Genomic DNA, 18,570 nt, shown 5'->3' with positions numbered 1-18,570 from the left:
GGGTATCGGCGGACCCTCAACCCGACGCGCTCGCGCCGACCGACTCCTCCGAATCACCGCCGGAGGCCTCTCGGCTCACGATGACCGTGCCGATCCGGTTGCGTCGTCCGCGCGGGGCCTCGGCGACGAAGCGCAGCCCGTCGAGCGACACCTCGCTCCCCGCGATCGGGACCTTGCCGAGGTGCTTGGCCATGAGGCCGCCCACCGAGTCGACGTCGTCGTCCTCGATCGGGACCCCGAACAGCTCCTGGAGGTCGTCGACGTCGAAGCGTGCGCTGATGCGTACGGAGCCGTTCGACAGGTGCTCGATGTCCTCCGGCGGCGCGTCGTACTCGTCGGTGATCTCGCCGACGATCTCCTCGAGGATGTCCTCGATCGTGACCATGCCCGCCGTGCCGCCGTACTCGTCGACGACGATCGCCACGTGGGTGCGCTGTGCCTGCATCTCGCGCAGGAGCTCGGCCGCCGGCTTGGAGTCGGGGACGTACAGGCACGGCCGCATCACCGACTCGACCCGCTCGGTCGTCTCGGCGTCACGGTTGTCGAAGACGCGCTTGGTGATGTCCTTGAGATAGGCCATGCCGACGACGTCGTCGAGGCTGTCGCCCGTCACCGGGATGCGGGAGTAGCCGCTGCGCAGCGCGAGCGACATCGCCTGGCGCAGCTTCTTGGTGCGTTCGATGAACACGACGTCCGTACGAGGCACCATCACCTCGCGCACGACGGTGTCGCCGAGCTCGAAGACGGAGTGGATCATCTGCCGCTCGCCGGACTCGATCAGCGCGCTCTGCTCAGCCAGGTCGACCAGCTCACGCAGCTCTGCCTCGGACGAGAACGGGCCTTCACGAAAGCCCTTGCCCGGGGTGAGGGCGTTGCCGATCGCGATGAGGACGCGCGGGACGGGGCCCAGGATGCGGGTGATCGCGATGAGCAGCCCGGCGGACAGCAGGCCGACGCGCTCGGAGTTCTGGCGGCCGAGCGTACGAGGGCCGACACCGATCGCGACGAACGAGACGACCGACATCACCAGCGTCGCGAGCAGCAGCTGCTGCCAGAGCCCGTCGATGGCACGGGCGAACATGACCGCCACGAGGACGACGGCGCCGGTCTCGGCCACGATGCGCAGCAGCAGCGCCGTGTTGATGTACGGGGCGGGGTCGCGGACGACGCGCGCGACCCGCGTGGCACCGGAGCGCCCCTCGGCGACCAGCTCGTCGGCGCGAGCCTTGGAGAAGGTGGAGAGCGCGGCGTCGACACTGGCGAGCAGGCCCGCCAACCCGACCAGAGCGACGGCGAGGACGACCAGCCAGACGTCGATCGTCATTGCGGTGGCTCCGCCTCGCGCCACTTGGCCAGGACGACGTCCTGGAGGGCGAACATCTCGCGGTGCTCCTCGGGCTCGGCGTGGTCGTAGCCCAGAAGGTGCAAGATCCCGTGGACCGTCAGCAGCTCGAGGTGGTCGCGGAGATCCAGGCCTTCGCTGGCCGCATCCTTGGCGGCGACCGCGGGGCACAGCAGCATGTCGCCGAGATAGCCCTCCTCGGCGTCGAGGTCGTCGGAGCCGGGTCGCAGCTCGTCCATCGGGAAAGACAGGACGTCGGTCGGACCCTTCTTGTCCATCCACTTCTCGTTGTACTCGGCCATCGTGCCCGGATCGACGACGATCATCGTCATCTCGGTGGCCGGGGCCAGCCGCATCTCGGTCATCACGAACCGCGACAGGCGGGTCAGGCGCTCGACGTCGACCGGCTCGCCGGACTCGTCGCGCCAGCTGGACTCATCGAGTACGTCGACGTTCATGACCTTCGTCCTCATACTCGTCGTAGGCGGCCACGATGCGACCGACCAGCTTGTGGCGGACCACGTCCGCGGAGGTCAGCATCTGGAAGGAGATGTCCCGGACGCCGTCAAGGATCTCGCGCACCACCCGCAAGCCGCTGCGCGTGCCACCCGGCAGGTCGATCTGGGTGATGTCACCGGTGACGACCATCTTGGAGCCGAAGCCGAGCCGGGTGAGGAACATCTTCATCTGCTCGGGCGAGGTGTTCTGGGCCTCGTCGAGGATGATGAACGCATCGTTCAACGTGTTGTGCGTAACCAAGAAATCGTCCGTCACGTAGAGCGAGTCCTGAGCACCGACCGCGATGCACACGGTCTCCGCACGACCGGCGGGCTCGATCGAGTCGATGAACCGCATCGGCCGACCACCACCGGTTGCCGCGTACGCGTCTGCCTTGCGCGCGAGGCGGAACGGCGTGACACCCTCCGGAAGCCGGATGTCGAGCGTGTAGGCGTCGTGCCGATAGGCAACCTCACGTCCCCTCGCGAGCCCGGGCTTGCGACCGTTCGCCTGACGCGTATGCACGTATACGACTCCGCCGAGCGAACGTACGAGGAAGGTCACGTCGTCGCGAAGCCGTGGCGACGTCGTCGTGTACTGGATCCGGCAGGTCCGGCCGTCCTGTGTGACCGTCCCGCCGTCGCTGTCGAGCAGGCCCTGCAGGACACCGAGCCGGACCTCACGCGAGTTGTAGAGGTACGCGACAGGCACGAACGTGGCGGGTGAGGTCTTGTGCACGAGCGCGAGATCCCTGACGGCCACGGTGACGGGGTTCGCGATGCGAAGGCCGCCGCGTCCACCTTCGGTGTGTCGGAGCACGTAGTCGTAGTCGGAGCCACGGCGGGCGACCTGGATCGCGGGAAGCAGTCCCTCGAGCGCGTCGGCCAGCTCTGGATCGGCGGTCGTGAACGTCGGGGTCGTCTTGGTCGTGAGGCAGCCGTCGCCGAGCAGCAGCCCCAGTGCGTACGGGTCGATCGGGATGTCCTTCGGCTCCATCTCGACCGGGTCGACCATCGGAATCTCGTATCGGCGAGCGTGCAGCGCCCGCTCCTTGCCGATCATCTCGCGTGTCTGGAGCGTGCGGCTGCGCCCTCGCCGACGGTCCGACGCCGTGCGGACGGTCCACAGATGCTCGCCGCACGCCAGCGTCGACGCCCCGTCCTGGGCGGTGACGCGATAGACGTCACGCTCACCCTGCGGGTAGACACCGAGAACGGGCGTCGGTCGACCGTCCCGTCCGATAACGAGATCGCCGACCTGCAGCTTGCCGATTCGCTGCCAGCCCGTCGGCGTCAGCACAGCGCGGTCAACCGGCTGAGCCCTTCCACGCATGTAGGCCAGCGGCGCGACCTCGATCGTCCCGGCCGCGAGCAGCTTGGGGATTGTCTCGGGGTCGAGCATGTCGTGCAGCGCGTCGTACAGCGGGCGCAGGTAGGGATCGATCTTCTCGCTGAGCGTGCCCGGCAAGAAGCCGAGGTTCTCGCCGGCCTCCACCGCAGGGCGCGTGAGGATGATCCGCGTGACGTCCTTGGACTGGAGCGCCTGCACGGCCTTGGCCATCGCGAGGTACGTCTTGCCGGTGCCGGCGGGCCCGATGCCGAAGACGATCGTCTGCTTGTCGATCGCGTCGACATACCGCTTCTGGTTGAGCGTCTTGGGACGGATCGTCCGGCCGCGATTGGACAGGATGTTGAGGCTGAGGACGTCGGCGGGACGCTCCTCAGTCTCGGTCCGCAGGATCGCGATGCTGCGCTCGATCGTCTCGGTCGTCAGGCCCTGACCGGTCCGGATCATCGTCACCAGCTCATCGAGCAACCGCTCGACCAGCGCGGACTCGGCCGCCGTTGCGCGGATGGAGACCTGGTTGCCACGGACGTGGACGTCGGCGTCGAAGCTGGACTCGATCAGGCGGAGGAACTCGTCGGCGGGGCCGAGCAGCGCCACCATCGGGATGCTCGCCGGGATCGTGACGGTGTGCTGCAAGGGTTCAGGCGTACTCATCGGCACCCCCGTCGGGGGCAGTTCTCCTTCGCTCGGTCGGGACTCGACCATGGTATGCGGGCCACCGGCCCCCGTGCGACCACGAATCCTCCTGGCCTCAGCGGAACGCGTCCCGGATCCGGCCGAAGACACTGCCGCGATGGGGTGCAGCGAACTCCGCCTCGACCCGCTCCTCGCCACGCTCGACGGCTAGCTTCGTGAGGAGGTCTCGCTGTGCCTCATCGAGCTTGGTGGGCGTCTCGACGACCATGCGGACCTTGAGGTCGCCACGCCCGACACCGCGTAGGTGCGGAACCCCGCGGCCCCGGATCGTCACCGTTTCGCCGGACTGGGTGCCCGCCGCGATGTCGAAGCCGATCGTGGGCTCCGCGCCCTCGACGTCGGCGTCAGCCTCGAGCGTCGGCAGGTCGATCTGCGTGCCGAGCGCCGCCGCGGTCATCGGCACCCGTACGTCGCAGTAGAGGTCGTCGTCGGAGCGGGTGAACACCTGGTGCGGCTCGACCTCGATCTCGACGTACAGGTCGGCGGCGGGCCCACCGCCCGGGCCGACCTCGCCCTCGCCGGTGAGCTGGATGCGCGTCCCGGAGTCGACGCCCGGGGGCACCTTGATGGTGAGCGTGCGGCGCGCGCGCACCCGGCCGTCGCCGGAGCACTCCTCGCACGGGTTGACGATGACCGAGCCGAAGCCCCCGCAGGTCGGGCACGGGCGCGCCGTACGGATGTCGCCGAGGAAGGAGCGCTGCACGTGCTGCACCTCTCCGTGGCCCTGACAGGTCTGGCAGGTGACCGGATCCGCGCCGTCGGCCGAACCGTTGCCGTGGCACGTGCCGCACACGACGGCCGTGTCGACCTTGAGCTCGCGGGTGGTGCCGAAGGCGGCGTCGGCCAACGGCACCGCGATGCGGATCAGCGCGTCGTTGCCGCGACGCGTCCGGCCGCGCGGACCGCGCTGGGTCTGCTGGCCGAAGAACGCGTCCATGATGTCGCTGAACGAGAACCCCGCGCCGAAGCCGCCGCCGCCACCCGCGCTGCCGAGCGGGTCGCCGCCGCGGTCGTAGAAGGCACGCTTCTCGGGGTCGGACAGCACCTCGTACGCGACGGTGACCGTCTTGAACCGCTCCTGTGCCTCCGGGTCGGGGTTGACGTCGGGGTGCAGGCTGCGTGCGAGCTTGCGGTATGCCTTCTTGATCTCCTCGGGTGTCGCATCGCGATTCACACCGAGGGTCCCGTAGTAGTCCTGGCTCATGCGTCCTTGTCTGTTCTCAATCGCTGAGGGTCTGGCCGACGTACCGGGCGACGGCACGCACGGCCGCCATCGTGCCCGGATAGTCCATGCGGGTGGGTCCGACGACGCCGAGGGTGGCCAGCGGCTCGTCGGTGCTGCCGTACGCCGTCGCGACGACCGAGGTCGCCGACAGCTCCTCGTACGGCACCTCGGCGCCGATCCGTACGGTGAGCATGCTCGGAGAGGTGGCCTCGCCGAGGAGCTTGAGCAGCACCACGTGCTCCTCGAGCGCCTCGAGCACCGGCTTGATCGAGGTGTCGAAGTCGGCCCCGAAGCGCGCGAGGTTGGCGGCACCGCCGACCGCGACCCGCTCGTCGGAGCGCTCGTCGGAGAAGGCGCGCGTCATCGTCGCGACGACAGCGGTCACGATCGGCCGCTCCTCGGGTCGGAAGGCCGTGATGAGGTCGGCGACGGTCGCTGACGCGTCGGGCAGCCGCTGGCCGACGGCGGCCGCGATGAGCTTGCCGCGCAGCTCGCCGAGCAGATGCTCGCCGGGCTCCTCGGGCAGCTCGATGATGCGCTGGTCGACGCGGCCCGAGCTCGTGATCAGCACGAGGAGGATGCGGCCGCGGTCCATCGGGACGAGCTCGACATGACGCACCGTGGAGCGGGTGAGCGTCGGGTACTGCACGAGAGCGACCTGGTGGGTGAGCTGCGACAGGAGCCTCACGCTGCGCTGCACCACGTCGTCCACGTCGACGGCCCCGTCGAGGAAGGACTCGATCGCCCGCCGCTCAGGGATGCTCAGGCGTCGTACGGAGGCGAGCCGGTCCACGAAGAGCCGATAGCCCTTGTCGGTCGGGATGCGACCTGCGCTGGTGTGGGGCTGGGCGATGAAGCCCTGCTCCTCGAGCACCGCCATGTCGTTGCGGACGGTCGCCGGCGAGACCCCGAGCTGATGCCGGTCGACCAGCGTCTTGGAGCCCACAGGCTCCCGCGTCGCCACGTAGTCCTCGACGATGGCGCGCAGGACCGCGAGCTTGCGTTCGTCGAGCACGACCTCCACCGCCTCGTCCCTTCTCGCACGTCTGGCACTCGTGTGCCGTGAGTGCCAGTCTAGCCAGCAAGGCCAGCCGCGCGTGGCGCCCCGGCGGCGTGTGCCGCCCTGGTGGACCCGCCGCCTCGACTACCGTGCTCCTCGTGACTCACGACCGCTACGGCTCCGACGTCCTCTCCGGCGACTGGCGCGTCCCCAAGCGCGGACGCTCCACCGAGCGGGAGGCGGAGGTCGGGATGGTGCTCGAGGAGGTCCAGACCGACTTCTGCGGCGCGGTCACCCGTACCGACCGCGACCTCGGCACGGTCGAGCTCGAGGACCGCCGCGGCAAGCGCCGTACGTTCCCTCTCGGCCCGGGCTTCCTGCTGGAGGGCAAGCCCGTGATCCTCAAGGCGCCCGTCCGTGCCGCCGCCCCCGCCCGCCCCACCCACACCGCCTCGGGGTCCGTCGCCGTCCACGACGCGAAGGCCCGGATCGCCCGGGCAAGCCGGATCTATGTCGAGGGGCGACACGACGCCGAGCTCGTCGAGAAGGTGTGGGGGGACGACCTGCGGATCGAGGGTGTCGCCGTCGAGTACCTCGAAGGCGTCGACGACCTCCCGTCGGTGGTCGCGCAGTTCAAGCCGGGGCACGGGCGCCGCCTCGGCGTGCTCGTGGACCACCTCGTCCCCGGGTCGAAGGAGTCACGGATCGCCGCCTCGGTGCTGCGCGGCCCGTACAAGGAGCACGTGCTGGTCGTCGGCCACCCCTACGTCGACATCTGGCAGTCCGTGAAGCCGGACCGCCTCGGGCTGGCGAAGTGGCCGATGATCCCGCGGACGATGTCGTGGAAGCACGGCATCTGCCAGGCGCTGGGCTGGCCGCACCGCAACCAGGCCGACATCGCGCACGCCTGGAAGCGGATCCTCGGTACGGTCTCCTCTTACGCCGACCTCGAGCCTGCGCTGCTCGGTCGGGTCGAGGAGCTCATCGACTTCGTCACGCAACCCACCGCTGGTTGAGCCTGTCGAAACCTTGAGCCTGTCGAAACCTTGAGCCTGTCGAAACCTTGAGCCTGTCGAAACCTTGAGCCTGTCGAAACCTCTACGGCACGTCCCCTCGGACCCGCCAGAAGCACAACCCACCGAGGCCGAGCGCCAGCACGAGGAGCAGCGCCGTCTCGCGCCACTGCAGCGTCCAGAAGGCGCTGGACGGGTACGACGTGACCTGCTGTTGGTAGCCGTCGGCCGTGAGCCGTTCGAAGCACGCCTCCCGAGCGCCCGCCTTGGCGCTCTCACCCGGCGGCGGCCCGCCGCAGTCGACGACCCACTTCGGCAGGGTCGCCAGCGTCGTTCCGTCGGCGTCGACCGTGACGTTGGAGAGCTCCCACTCACCCGTCCCTTCGGTGCTGACCTGGATCTCCTCCACGCTGGTGATCTCGTCACCAGGCCCCTCGGCCCCACCGACCAACAGCCCGACGAGGTTCTCGTCGGTGATGGAGGTCGCAGTGGTCTCAGGTTCGGCCAGGTGGGCACGCAGCACCGCGGGGACCAGCACCTGGGCGGCGACGATCAGCACGAGGGTCACCGCCATCGCCGGGACGGTCCGCCGGATCACGAGGCCGGCGAGCACACCGATCGCGAGCGCCAGCAGCGCGTAGCCGATCGGTACGCTCCCCCGCGCCCCGAACAGCGCCGGCTCGATCCGGGCGACGGCGAACACGTCCGTCCGATCTCCGGCGGTGACCGCGCGGTCGATGGGACCGGCCCACCAGGTCACACCCCACGCGAGCACACCGGCGACGGCAGCGGTGACTAGCGCGGTGAGGCCGAGCTTCGTGGCCAGCCAGCGCGTACGGGTGACCGACTGGCTCCACGCGAGCCGGTGGGTCCGCGTCTCGAGCTCGCGCGCGACCATCGGCGCACCCCAGAAGGCGCCGACCACGGCTGGCAGCGCGTACGCCGCCGCGATGCCTGCGTAGTAGAGCGTGACCTTGAGTCCGTCGGAGGTCACTCCGTCCAGGAACGAGCTGCTCTCGGCCGCGTCGCCCAGACTCGGGCCGGTGGCCGCGAGCGCGGCGAGCAGCAGGGCGACGCCGAGCGCCGTCGGCACGGCCTGGGGGCGCATCTGGCGCCAGGTCAGCCAGATCATCGGACTACCTCCACGGTCGGGCGCGGGCGCTTGTACGAGGCGTCATTGCGCAGATAGGCGAGAACGAGATCTTCGAGCCCCAACGGGGTCGCGTCCCATGACGGGTCGATCAGCGGCCCGTCTGTGCGGACCACGAACGTGCTCTGCCGCTCGGTGTGGCTCGCCGTCACCACGTGATGTCCGGCAGGCGCCGCGTCGGATGGGCGCCGAGCCCCGGTCATGCGGCGGTGCGAGGCGAGCAGGTCGTCGAGGTCGCCGGCGACCCGGACCTCCGAGTCCACGAGCACCACCAGGAAGTCGCAGGCACGTTCGAGGTCGGAGACGAGGTGCGACGAGAGCACGACCGTGAGGTCGTGCTCGGCGACCGCCTCCATGAGGTCCTGCATGAACTCGCGACGGGCCAGCGGGTCGAGAGCGGCGACCGGCTCGTCCAAGATCAGCAGCTCCGGTCGCTTGCCGATCGCCAACGTGAGCGCGATCTGGGCACGCTGGCCGCCCGACAGCGTGCCGGTACGGCGCCGGGCGTCGAGACCGAGCCGGGCGATCCGCTCGTGGACCAGCCCGTGGTCCCATCGCGGGTTGAGCTTCGCGCCGAGGCGAAGGTGATCGGCGATACTCATCCCCCGGTAGGTCGGAGTGTCCTGACTCACGTAGCCGACGCGCGCGAGATGGTCGGCACCCGACGACGGGTCCTCCCCCAGGACCTCGACCCGCCCTGCGGTGGGCACCAGCATCCCGGCCGCCAGACCGAGGAGCGTGCTCTTGCCGGCACCGTTCGGGCCGACCAGACCGACCACGCGACCGGTCGGGAGCTCGAGGGTGCAGTCCTTCAGGGCCCATTGCCGATTTCGGCCGTATCTCTTGCCGAGCTCATGCGTCCTCAGTGCGGTGGTCATGCGATGTCCTCCTCGGAGGCGGCGCGAAAGGTGGTCGTGAACAGCGCCTCGATGCTCTCGTCGTCGAGGCCGGCACGGCGGGCCTTGGCGAGCCAGCGCTGCAGGTCCGTACGGAGGGGTCCGTGTGCCGCGAGCGTGTTGTCGGTGAGGGTCCGGGTGACGAAGGTGCCGACACCGGGCCGCGGCGCGACGAGGCCGTCGCGCTCGAGGTCACGGTAGGCCTTCAGGACGGTGTTGGGGTTGATCGCCAGCTGGTGGGCGACGTCCTTCACGGTCGGGAGCTGGTCGCCCTCGGCGAGCAGGCCGAGCCGCAGGGCGCGGCGCACCTGCTGCACGAGCTGAAGGTAGGCCGAGACCCCCGAGCGGGAGTCCAGGTGGAACTCGATCATCGGATACTCCTAATGTGCTACTTGAATAGCACTATAGGCCGCAGCAGCTCCGGCCGCAAGGGTCGTTGGCGGCGCCCTGAGACACTGGACGCATGCCGTCGACGTTGCCTGAGGGTGAAGCTGTCCCCACCGACGGCGCCCTCCCCTCCTCCTCGCTGCAGGCGCTCGGAGCGGCGCCGTTCGCGGCGTACGTGCACGTCCCGTTCTGCGTGACCCGCTGCGGCTACTGCGACTTCAACACGTACACGTCGTCCGAGCTCGGGCCTGGCGCCTCACACGACTCGTACGCCGACACCGTGCTGGCCGAGATCGACCTCGCGGCGCGGGTCCTGGAGCGCGCCGACCGCCCGCTCCCCCGGGTGGAGACGGTGTTCGTCGGCGGCGGGACGCCCACACTGCTCTCGTCCGACGACCTGGGCCGCATCCTCGAGGGCCTCGACAAGACGTTCGGGCTCGCCGACGGCTACGAGGCCACGACCGAGGCCAATCCAGACAGCGTGACGCCGGAGTCGCTCGCGACGCTGCGCTCGCGCGGCTTCACCCGGATCTCGTACGGGATGCAGTCCGCGGTCCCGCACGTCCTCGCCACCCTCGACCGCACCCACGACCCGGCACGGATGCCCGACGTCGTCCGGTGGGCCCGCGAGGCCGGGTTCGCACAGGTCAGCGTCGACCTCATCTACGGCACGCCAGGCGAGTCGCTCGCGGACTGGGAGCGCTCGCTCGACACGGCGCTCGCGCTCGATCCGGACCACGTGAGTGCGTACGCGCTGATCGTCGAGGAGGGCACGGCGCTCGCTCGGCGAGTGGCACGCGGGGAGATCGCCGCGCCGGACGACGACCTGATGGCCGACATGTACGCGGCGGCCGACCAGCGGCTCGGCTGCGCCGGGCTCGGCTGGTACGAGCTGTCCAACTGGGCGCGCGACGAGGCGGCCCGATGCTGCCACAACGAGCTCTACTGGACGGGCGCAGACTGGTGGGGCTTCGGTCCCGGGGCGCACAGCCACGTCGCCGGCACCCGCTGGTGGAACGTCAAGCACCCCGCGGCGTACGCGAAGCGGCTCGCTGACGGCGTCTCTCCCGGGCACGGACGCGAGATCCTCGATGCCGAGACGCGACGGGTGGAGCAGGTTCTGCTGGAGTCACGCCTGCGCGACGGCATGCCGATCGAGAGGTTGGACGACGCCGGGCGGGCGGCCGTACCGGCGCTGGTCTCCGAGGAACTCGTCCAGGCCGCACCGCTCGCGGACGCCGGCCGGCTCGTCCTGACGCTGCAGGGTCGCCTCCTCGCCGACGTCGTCGTACGCCGCCTCCTGCCGTAGAACGACGGAAGGGCCGCACCGCCTTGCGGTACGACCCCTCCGGACGCGCTCGGATCAGGCGTCGGCGTAGAAGCCGTCGAGGGTGTCCTTGAACTTGTCCTCGACGTACTTGCGCTTGAGCTTGAGGCTCGGCGTCAGCTCGCCCTCCTCGACGGTCAGGTCGTGGTCGAGCACGACCCACTTCTTCACCGTCTCCCAGCGGTTGAGCTTGGAGTTCAGCTGGTCGACGTAGCCCTCGATCGCCGTCTGCATCTGCGGCGACGAGACGACCTCCGCGTAAGACTTGCCCGCGAGCCCGTGGTTGTCGGCGAACAGCGTCGCGGCGTCGGGATCGATCGTGATCAGCGCCGAGACGAAGTTGCGGTTGTTGCCGTAGACGACCATCTGGCTCGCCAGCGGGCAGACGCCCTTAAAGATGCCCTCGACGTACGACGGTGCGACGTACTTGCCGCCCGACGTCTTGAAGAGGTCCTTCTTGCGATCGGTGATCTTCAGGAACCCGTCGGCGTCGATCTCACCGATGTCACCGGTCGCCAACCAGCCGCCGTCGATGATCGCGGACGCCGACTCGCTCTCGAGGTTGTGGTAGCCCTGCATGACACCCGGACCCTTGATGAGGATCTCGCCGTCGTCGGCGATCTTGACCTCGGTGCCGGGCATCGGCAGTCCGACCGTGCCGAGCTTGTAATGGTCTGGGTGGTTGACGAACGAACCCGCGGCGCTCTCGGTCAGCCCGTAGCCCTCGAGGATGAGGATGCCGGCAGCCTCGAACCACTCCGCGACCTCCTGGGACAGCGCCGAGGCACCGGAGATGAAGAAGCGGATGCGTCCGCCGAAGCGCTCGCGCACCTTGGAGAGGACGAGCTTGTCGCCGATCTTGTGCTGGAGGTTGAGGCCCGCCGGGACAGGCTTGCCCTCGCGCTCGAGCTGCTTGACCTGCGCGGCGACCTTGGTGGCCCAGGTGAAGAGCTTGAGCTTGACGCCGCCCTCCTCCTCCATCATGCCGACGATGCGGCCGTAGGCCTTCTCGAAGATGCGCGGCGCCGCGCCCATGAACGTCGGCTTCACGACGGCCAGGTTGTCGACGATCTTGGGGATGCGTCCGTCGATCGCGGTCGCGAAGCCCACGCGCAGCTGGGTCGAGAGCAGGACCTTGCCGAAGGAGTGCGCCATCGGCAGCCAGAGGTACTGGAGGTCGTCGATGTTCAGGTATCCACCCGCGGCAACAGCTGCGCCCTCGTACGTCCACGAGTCGTGCGTCAGCCGGACGCCCTTCGGACGACCCGTCGTGCCGGAGGTGTAGATCAGGGTGGCGAGGTGCTCGGAGTCGATGGCAGCAACGCGGTCAGCGACGACGGTCGGCTGCTCGGCCAAGAGCTTGGCCCCGAGCTCCTCGACCTCGCCGAGCGACAGCACCCAGTCACCGTCACCGTCACCGTCGAACAGCACGACCTTGATGACGTCGGGGAGCTCGCTGCGCTTCTCCTGGAGCTTGGCCAGCTGCGTCGCATCCTCGGCGAACACGATGCGGCTGCCAGAGTCCGCGAGGATGTAGGCGACGTCGGCGGCAGCGGTGGTCGGGTAGACCGTGGTGGTCGCCGCACCTGCGGCCATGATCGCCAGATCGCTCAGGATCCACTCATAGCGCGTGCCGGACGCGATCGCCACGCGCTGCTCCGGCTCGATGCCCAGCGAGATGAGGCCCGCCGCGATGCGCGACACGATCTCACCGGTCTCACCCCAGGTCAGCGACCTCCAGTTCTCGCCGACAGGGTGGCGGTAAGCCTCACGGTTCGGGGTCTCACGGACACGGGCGTAGAACAGCTCGCCGACGTTTTTTGCACGCGAGTCGACGACTTTCATCTGCTCGGGTGTCGGGGCGTTGGCCATCAGGAGTGCACCTCATCGCTGGGAGTGGTAGGAGTGATGGGGATCACGGGATGGGCTGAATCGTACGCGACCCCTGTGACTCCGGGCACAGTCCCGGCCCAATCGAGACCTTTCCGCGACCCGCGGGTGTCCGCTCACGCTTGCGTCGCGACGTACTCCTCCGCTTTGCGGCGCGCCTTCGTACCGAGCGCCTGGGCGTCAAGAAGCGCCGGCAGAAGGTCGCGCTCAGTCGCGAGCGCTCGGAACACCACCCGGACCGTCACGCCGTGCGCAGGCCGGTCGACGACCTCGATCGCGTTGCCGGATGCAAGCTCGCCTGGCTCGACGACCCGCAGGTATGCCCCGGGGACCCGCGCCTCGACGAACCGACGAGCCCACCGCTCCTGGTCGACGTGGCCGGCGAACACCGCGCACGGGATCCGGGTCCCGCACACCTCCAGCACCGTCGTCCCGATCCCCCAGCGCTCGCCGACGACCGCTTCGTTGACGTCGATCCCGCGGGTGGTGAGGTTCTCCCCGAAGGTGGTGCCGTTCGGCAGCGGGCGGCCGAGCTGTGCCGACCAGTCCTCGAGGTCTTCCGCCGCGTAGGCGTACACCGCCTGGTCGACTCCCCCGTGGTGCTCGAGGTCGGCGATCTCGTCGCCGTCCAGTCCGTACGGACCGACGCGCACCGGTCCGGAGACCGGGCGCTTGTCGATCGCGGACCGCTTGAGCGATCCCCACGGCACGGGCTTGATGCGTCCGGTGCAGACGGACTCGACGTACGCTCCCACGGCGGCGAGCGTACCGACAGCGTCAGCCCACCGCGACCGGCAGCAGTCCTCTTCGGGTCCGCGACGCGATCTCGGCGTTGGTCACCGTGTTCGGCGACGCCACGTTGACCGGGCAGCTGATCTCGGGTTGGTCGGCGATGTGGTCCACGGCGCGCGCAACGTCGTCCACGTGCAACCAGCTGAACACCAGCGGAGCCCCGCCGCGCAGCAGCGGGAGCGTGCGGTCGCGGTGCTCGCGCTGCACGCTCAGGTAGAGCTCGTGGGCCAGCGCGTCCTTGCCGGAGAAGTAGGTAGGCGTTGCCGAGCGAGACCCCGGCATCGCTCGCGATCCGGCGCATCGTGGTCGCCTCGTACCCGTCTTCGCGGAACAGTCGCAGCGCCGCCGAGACCAACCGCTCACGGGTGTCCTTCGGCAGGTATGGCGAACACGTCAAGACCAGGATCGGACCAGGGTGCAGCTCAGCGGTGTCCCATGCCAGGGCGTACGTGCGGTAGGTGCCGTCAGCGCAGCGACTTCGCCATGACGACACGTGGCCGCGGGTGGAAGTACGGCGCGTTCCAGGGCACGTCAGCGAACGTCGTCAGCGTCAGGACGTCATGCTCGTTCGTGCGCGCCCAGCGCTCGACGGTGTCGACGAGCGCCGCGCCGATCCCCCGCCCCGCGTGTGACGGGAGCACTGAGAGCTGCTCGAGGTGCGCGCGACCGTCCACGACGTCGGCGAGCGCGAACGCGACCGGCACACCGTCGTCGCCCACCTCGACCCACGTCGTCCCGCGATCGACCGACGCCGAGACAGCCTCGTACGACGTGGGCTCGCCGTCAGCGACGAAGCCGAGGCCGATCTCGCGGAACCTCTCGTCCGCGGCGCGCTCGATCTCTCGGATCGCCTCGACGTCTTCACACGCGGCCGGCCTCATGAGGTGCCTACTTCTTGCCCTTCTCGCCCGAGTCGCCGGTCGACAGCGCGGCCACGAAGGCCTCCTGCGGCACCTCGACGCGGCCGACCATCTTCATCCGCTTCTTGCCTTCCTTCTGCTTCTCGAGCAGCTTGCGCTTGCGGCTGATGTCACCGCCGTAGCACTTGGCGAGCACGTCCTTGCGGATCGCGCGGATGGTCTCGCGGGCGATGACGCGCGCGCCGATGGCGGCCTGGATCGGCACCTCGAACTGCTGACGCGGGATGAGCTCCTTGAGCTTCTGCGCGAGCGCGACACCGTAGGTGTAGGCGTTGTCGCGGTGGACGATCGCGCTGAACGCATCGACCGGGTCGCCCTGCAGCAGGATGTCGACCTTCACGAGGTCCGCGGCCTGCTCGCCGGTTGTCTCGTAGTCGAGCGACGCGTAGCCCTTCGTACGGCTCTTGAGGTGGTCGAAGAAGTCGAAGACGATCTCAGCGAGCGGCAGCGTGTAACGGATCTCCACGCGGTCGGACGAGAGGTAGTCCATGCCGAGCAGCGTCCCGCGCCGCGTCTGGCACAGCTCCATGACCGGACCGATGAAGTCGGTGGGTGTCAGCACCGTCGCCCGCACCACCGGCTCGTACACCTCGGAGATCTTGCCCGTCGGGTATTCGCTGGGGTTGGTGACGCGGTGCTCGGTGCCGTCCTCCATGACGACGCGGTAGACCACGTTGGGGGTCGTCGAGATCAGGTCGAGGTTGAACTCGCGCTCGAGCCGCTCGCGCACGATCTCCATGTGGAGCAGCCCGAGGAAGCCGATGCGGAAGCCGAACCCGAGCGCGCCGGAGGTCTCCGGCTCGTACTGGAGCGCGGCGTCGTTGAGCTGCAGCTTGTCGAGCGCGTCACGCAACGTCGGATAGTCGTCGCCGTCCATCGGGTAGAGGCCGGCGAACACCATCGGGTTGGGGTGGCGGTAGCCGCCGAGCGCCTCGGTCGCGGGCTTGTTCGCCGACGTCACCGTGTCGCCGACGCGGGACTGGCGGACCTCCTTCACACCCGTGATGAGATAGCCGACCTCCCCCACGCCGATGCGGTCGGCCTTCATCGGCTCGGGCGAGATCACGCCGACCTCGAGCATCTCGTGCACGGCGCCGGTCGACATCATCTTGATCTTGTCGCGGTGCGAGAGGTGGCCGTCGATGACGCGGACGTACGTCACCACGCCGCGGTACGTGTCGTAGACGGAGTCGAAGATCATCGCCCGCGCCGACGCGTCCGGGTTGCCTACCGGCCCCGGGATCTGGTCGACGACCGCGTTCAGCACGTCCTCGACGCCCACGCCGGTCTTGGCCGAGACCCGCAGGACCTCGTGGGGCTCGCAGCCGACCAGGTGCGCCAGCTCCTCGGCGAACTTCTCCGGCTGGGCGCTCGGCAGGTCGATCTTGTTGAGCACCGGGATCACGTGCAGGTCGGCGTCGAGCGCGAGATAGAGGTTGGCCAGCGTCTGGGCCTCGATCCCTTGCGCGGCGTCCACGAGCAGGATCGCGCCCTCGCACGCGGCGAGGCTGCGGCTCACCTCGTACGTGAAGTCGACGTGCCCGGGGGTGTCGATGAGGTTGAGGACGTACGTCGTGCCCGCGTCGTCGCCGGTCGACTTCGTGAACGGCAGGCGGACCGCCTGGCTCTTGATCGTGATGCCGCGCTCGCGCTCGATGTCCATGCGGTCGAGGTACTGGGCACGCATCGACCGGGCGTCGACGACCCCCGTGTGCTGCAGCATGCGATCGGCCAGCGTGGACTTGCCGTGGTCGATGTGCGCGATGATGCAGAAGTTGCGGAGGATCGCGGGGTCGGTCGCGCCCGGAGCGGGTGCCGACGAGGAAGCAGCGGTCTTGGCCATGGTGCTTCCCATCCTCCCATGTCGGGCCAGGGTTCCCGAACGCGTACGCCATCGACCGACACGACCTAGGCTTCGATGCGTGAACGTGATCCTCAACATCATCTGGCTCGTGCTGAGCGGGATCTGGCTGGCGATCGGCTACACGCTCGCCGGCGTCCTGCTCTGCCTCACGATCATCGGCATCCCGTGGGGGATCGCGTCGTTCCGCATCGCCTCGTACGCGCTGTGGCCGTTCGGACGCACGATCGAGCCTCATCCGACCGCCGGCGTGCCGTCGATGATCGGCAACGTGATCTGGATCCTGCTCGCCGGGTGGTGGCTCGCGCTGGGCCACATGGTCAGCGGAATCGCGCTCTGCCTCACGATCATCGGGATCCCGCTGGGCCTCGCGAACGTCAAGATGATCCCGATCTCGCTGATGCCGCTGGGCTACCGGATCGTGCCCGTGCAGCGCTGACATCCCTGGCGTGGAGGGTTTGGGTCGCACGGTCGACGGGTACGTGGTGTGAGCCCCCATCGTCGACAAGGAAGGACTGTCGTGGTCATCGGACTCGGCATCGTTCTCATCATTCTCGGCCTCATCTTCGCCCTCGACGTCATCAACATCGACACCAGCGCGGTGGACACGGGGACCCTCGGTTGGATCCTGCTCGGCGCAGGCATCGTGGCCGTGGTGGTCTCGCTGATCGTCAACCAGCAGCGTTCCAGGTCCACGCACGTGGTCGAGGAGCGTCGCGACGGCGGCTATCCACCGGCTCGGTAGAGCACACAGCAGCATCGAGGAGCAGTTTTGGACCGTGCCGGACCCACTGATACAGTGGGTGGTCGCGTGTCCGTGTCCGCGCGCGCAACTATCCACTTCGACAGAACAACGAGGCTTGCCCCGTGGCAAACATCAAGTCGCAGATCAAGCGCAACCGGCAGAACGAGCGTGCGCGTGAGCGCAACAAGGCCGTGCGTTCGGAGCTGAAGACCGTCGTCCGACGCTTCACCGAGGCCGTCGACGCCGGCAACACCGACGACGCCAAGGAGTTCGCGAAGGCAGCGAACCGCAAGCTGGACAAGGCTGCGTCCAAGGGCGTCATCCACAAGAACCAGGCGGCGAACCGCAAATCGTCGATCTCCAAGAAGGCCGCCGCTCTCTGAGCGCCTGACCTTCCGCCGAACGGCACCTCTCGTACGGGAGGTGCCGTTCGTGCGTCCTGGGGCGAGGCGGGGACGTGCGTGCGTCAGCGGACGCGCGCAGCAACCACGCCGAGCACCATCCGCTCCAGCGCGTACTCCGGGTCGGCGGCGCCCTTGACGTCGAGGTCGGCGCGCGCGACCGCGGCGATGGCGGTCGTGATGCCGACGGTGTCCCACCCCTTGAGCTGAGCGCGCAGCCGCTTGAGCCGGAAGGGCGGCGCTCCGACCTCACGTGCGAGCTCGGCCTCGCGCAGCCCCTTGCTCGAGGCCACGCCATAGCGAGCCAGCGAGCGTAGGCCGGTCGCGAACGCCGAGGTGATGAGGACCGGCGCGACGTTGTTGTTGATCGCCCACCGCAGCTGCTCGAGAGCGAGCGCCGCGTCGCCGTCGATCGCCGCGTCGGCGATGTCGAAGCCCTTGACCTCCGCGCGACCGCCGAAATATTGACGGACGAGGTCGAGCGAGATCTTGTCGCGGCGGCCGTCCGCGCCTGTCGCGGCGTCCACGAGCTGGTCGGCGGCCGCGGCGAGCGAGCGCAGGTCGTGGCCGACCGCAGCGACGAGGTAGTCGGCGGCGTCCTCGGAGATCGACGCACCCAGCTGGCGGACCTCGGTCGAGGTCCACCGGGTCACCTCCCACGGCTTAGGGGCCGCCGTCACGATCTCCTGCACGGCCCCGAGCTTGCGGAGCTTGTCGAGGACGCCCTTGCCCTTCTGGCCACCCCCGTGGGTGAGCACGACGGCGACGTCGGGGGCGGGCGCGGCTGCGTACGCGAGCAGCTCGTCGGCGACGGACGGATCGAGCGACTCGATGCCGCGGACGACCACGGCGCTGTGCGCGGAGAAGAGCGACGGACTCGTGAGCCCGGCGAGCTCGCCGGGGGCGAGCGACGAGCCGTCGACCTCCGAGACGGACGTCTCGGGATCCTCGTCGTGGACCTGCGCCAGGGCACGTCGCATCGCGCGGTCGGCGAGGAACTCGACTCCGCCGGTGATCAGGACGAGGGTGCTGAACAAGGACGCCATCGCAGGTCAGCATGCCACGCGGCACTGACGTCGC

The 18,570-nt window shown here is 69.1% G+C and carries 18 protein-coding genes and 3 pseudogenes; 5 read left to right on the top strand and 16 right to left on the bottom strand.

Annotation, left to right across the window (positions count from 1 at the left end; translation table 11 throughout):
• Positions 1–16 precede the first annotated feature (16 nt).
• The 7 genes and pseudogenes from HCT63_RS17610 to hrcA all read right to left on the bottom strand — a co-directional run bounded on the left by HCT63_RS17610 (position 17) and on the right by hrcA (position 6,123).
• Positions 17–1,324, bottom strand: a complete 1,308-nt coding sequence (locus HCT63_RS17610) for a hemolysin family protein (RefSeq protein ID WP_167007921.1) — start codon at positions 1,322–1,324, stop codon at positions 17–19.
• Complete coding sequence (gene ybeY, locus HCT63_RS17605) at positions 1,321–1,800, bottom strand: rRNA maturation RNase YbeY (protein ID WP_167007919.1); 480 nt, start codon at positions 1,798–1,800, stop codon at positions 1,321–1,323. The genes HCT63_RS17610 and ybeY overlap by 4 nt, the downstream gene beginning before the upstream one ends.
• Positions 1,778–2,158 (bottom strand): annotated as a pseudogene (locus tag HCT63_RS20575) (PhoH family protein); the annotation flags it as partial. The pseudogene HCT63_RS20575 and the gene ybeY, both read right to left, overlap by 23 nt.
• Before the next feature lie 189 nt (positions 2,159–2,347).
• Positions 2,348–2,836 (bottom strand): annotated as a pseudogene (locus HCT63_RS20570) (LAGLIDADG family homing endonuclease); the annotation flags it as partial.
• A gap of 324 nt (positions 2,837–3,160) precedes the next feature.
• Positions 3,161–3,841: pseudogene (locus tag HCT63_RS20565) on the bottom strand (PhoH family protein); the annotation flags it as partial.
• Between the two features lie 97 nt (positions 3,842–3,938).
• On the bottom strand, positions 3,939–5,087 hold the full coding sequence (gene dnaJ / locus HCT63_RS17595; RefSeq protein ID WP_167007915.1) for a molecular chaperone DnaJ: 1,149 nt from the start codon (positions 5,085–5,087) through the stop codon (positions 3,939–3,941).
• A 16-nt stretch (positions 5,088–5,103) separates the two neighbouring features.
• Entirely contained in the window at positions 5,104–6,123 is a 1,020-nt protein-coding gene (gene hrcA / locus HCT63_RS17590) for a heat-inducible transcriptional repressor HrcA (RefSeq protein WP_167009248.1), read from the bottom strand.
• 134 nt (positions 6,124–6,257) lie between these two features.
• Here hrcA and HCT63_RS17585 point away from each other — a divergent pair, with 134 nt between their 5' ends.
• Positions 6,258–7,124: a DUF3097 domain-containing protein gene (locus HCT63_RS17585; protein ID WP_167007913.1), complete on the top strand. Its 867-nt coding sequence runs from the start codon at positions 6,258–6,260 to the stop codon at positions 7,122–7,124.
• Between the two features lie 82 nt (positions 7,125–7,206).
• Here the strand turns inward: HCT63_RS17585 and HCT63_RS17580 are convergent, their stop codons facing one another.
• Genes HCT63_RS17580 through HCT63_RS17570 form a run of 3 tightly spaced genes read right to left on the bottom strand, consistent with a single transcriptional unit; the run spans position 7,207 to position 9,538 of the window.
• Positions 7,207–8,253, bottom strand: coding sequence for an ABC transporter permease subunit (locus HCT63_RS17580; RefSeq protein WP_167007911.1), 1,047 nt, complete (start codon positions 8,251–8,253; stop codon positions 7,207–7,209).
• On the bottom strand, positions 8,250–9,149 hold the full coding sequence (locus tag HCT63_RS17575; protein WP_167007909.1) for an ABC transporter ATP-binding protein: 900 nt from the start codon (positions 9,147–9,149) through the stop codon (positions 8,250–8,252). Before HCT63_RS17575 ends, HCT63_RS17580 begins: the two co-directional genes overlap by 4 nt.
• Positions 9,146–9,538 (bottom strand): GntR family transcriptional regulator, encoded by a 393-nt coding sequence (locus tag HCT63_RS17570; RefSeq protein WP_167007907.1) that lies wholly within the window; start codon positions 9,536–9,538, stop codon positions 9,146–9,148. Before HCT63_RS17570 ends, HCT63_RS17575 begins: the two co-directional genes overlap by 4 nt.
• A 92-nt stretch (positions 9,539–9,630) precedes the next feature.
• Here HCT63_RS17570 and hemW point away from each other — a divergent pair, with 92 nt between their 5' ends.
• The gene (gene hemW / locus HCT63_RS17565; protein WP_167007904.1) at positions 9,631–10,863 is read left to right on the top strand and encodes a radical SAM family heme chaperone HemW; all 1,233 of its coding nucleotides are present in this window, start codon (positions 9,631–9,633) and stop codon (positions 10,861–10,863) included.
• A gap of 54 nt (positions 10,864–10,917) precedes the next feature.
• On the opposite strand, the gene HCT63_RS17560 is transcribed toward hemW, so the two are convergent.
• From HCT63_RS17560 to lepA, 5 genes are all read right to left on the bottom strand, one after another.
• Positions 10,918–12,753, bottom strand: a complete 1,836-nt coding sequence (locus tag HCT63_RS17560) for a long-chain fatty acid--CoA ligase (RefSeq protein WP_167007901.1) — start codon at positions 12,751–12,753, stop codon at positions 10,918–10,920.
• Positions 12,754–12,887: 134 nt separating this feature from the next.
• On the bottom strand, positions 12,888–13,526 hold the full coding sequence (locus tag HCT63_RS17555) for an MOSC domain-containing protein (RefSeq protein ID WP_167007898.1): 639 nt from the start codon (positions 13,524–13,526) through the stop codon (positions 12,888–12,890).
• A 22-nt stretch (positions 13,527–13,548) separates the two neighbouring features.
• The gene (locus HCT63_RS17550) at positions 13,549–13,845 is read right to left on the bottom strand and encodes a hypothetical protein (protein WP_208322501.1); all 297 of its coding nucleotides are present in this window, start codon (positions 13,843–13,845) and stop codon (positions 13,549–13,551) included.
• Between the two features lie 182 nt (positions 13,846–14,027).
• Positions 14,028–14,444 (bottom strand): GNAT family N-acetyltransferase, encoded by a 417-nt coding sequence (locus HCT63_RS17545; protein ID WP_167007895.1) that lies wholly within the window; start codon positions 14,442–14,444, stop codon positions 14,028–14,030.
• Positions 14,445–14,451: 7 nt separating this feature from the next.
• A complete protein-coding gene (gene lepA / locus HCT63_RS17540) occupies positions 14,452–16,326 on the bottom strand; it encodes a translation elongation factor 4 (protein WP_182397154.1) in 1,875 nt (624 codons plus the stop codon).
• Positions 16,327–16,405: 79 nt separating this feature from the next.
• Here lepA and HCT63_RS17535 point away from each other — a divergent pair, with 79 nt between their 5' ends.
• From HCT63_RS17535 to rpsT, 3 genes are all read left to right on the top strand, one after another.
• The gene (locus HCT63_RS17535) at positions 16,406–16,783 is read left to right on the top strand and encodes a YccF domain-containing protein (protein ID WP_167007891.1); all 378 of its coding nucleotides are present in this window, start codon (positions 16,406–16,408) and stop codon (positions 16,781–16,783) included.
• An 81-nt stretch (positions 16,784–16,864) separates the two neighbouring features.
• A complete protein-coding gene (locus tag HCT63_RS17530; RefSeq protein ID WP_167007888.1) occupies positions 16,865–17,089 on the top strand; it encodes a DUF6458 family protein in 225 nt (74 codons plus the stop codon).
• A 122-nt stretch (positions 17,090–17,211) separates the two neighbouring features.
• Positions 17,212–17,472, top strand: a complete 261-nt coding sequence (gene rpsT, locus HCT63_RS17525; RefSeq protein WP_167007885.1) for a 30S ribosomal protein S20 — start codon at positions 17,212–17,214, stop codon at positions 17,470–17,472.
• An 83-nt stretch (positions 17,473–17,555) separates the two neighbouring features.
• On the opposite strand, the gene holA is transcribed toward rpsT, so the two are convergent.
• Entirely contained in the window at positions 17,556–18,536 is a 981-nt protein-coding gene (holA, locus tag HCT63_RS17520) for a DNA polymerase III subunit delta (RefSeq protein ID WP_167007882.1), read from the bottom strand.
• Positions 18,537–18,570 lie beyond the last annotated feature (34 nt).

The organism is Mumia sp. ZJ430, from assembly GCF_011751845.1.
In the GTDB taxonomy this organism is placed as follows: Bacteria; Actinomycetota; Actinomycetes; order Propionibacteriales; family Nocardioidaceae; genus Mumia.
Note: the sequence above shows the minus strand (reverse complement) of the source record. Positions and strands in the feature narration are given on the sequence as shown.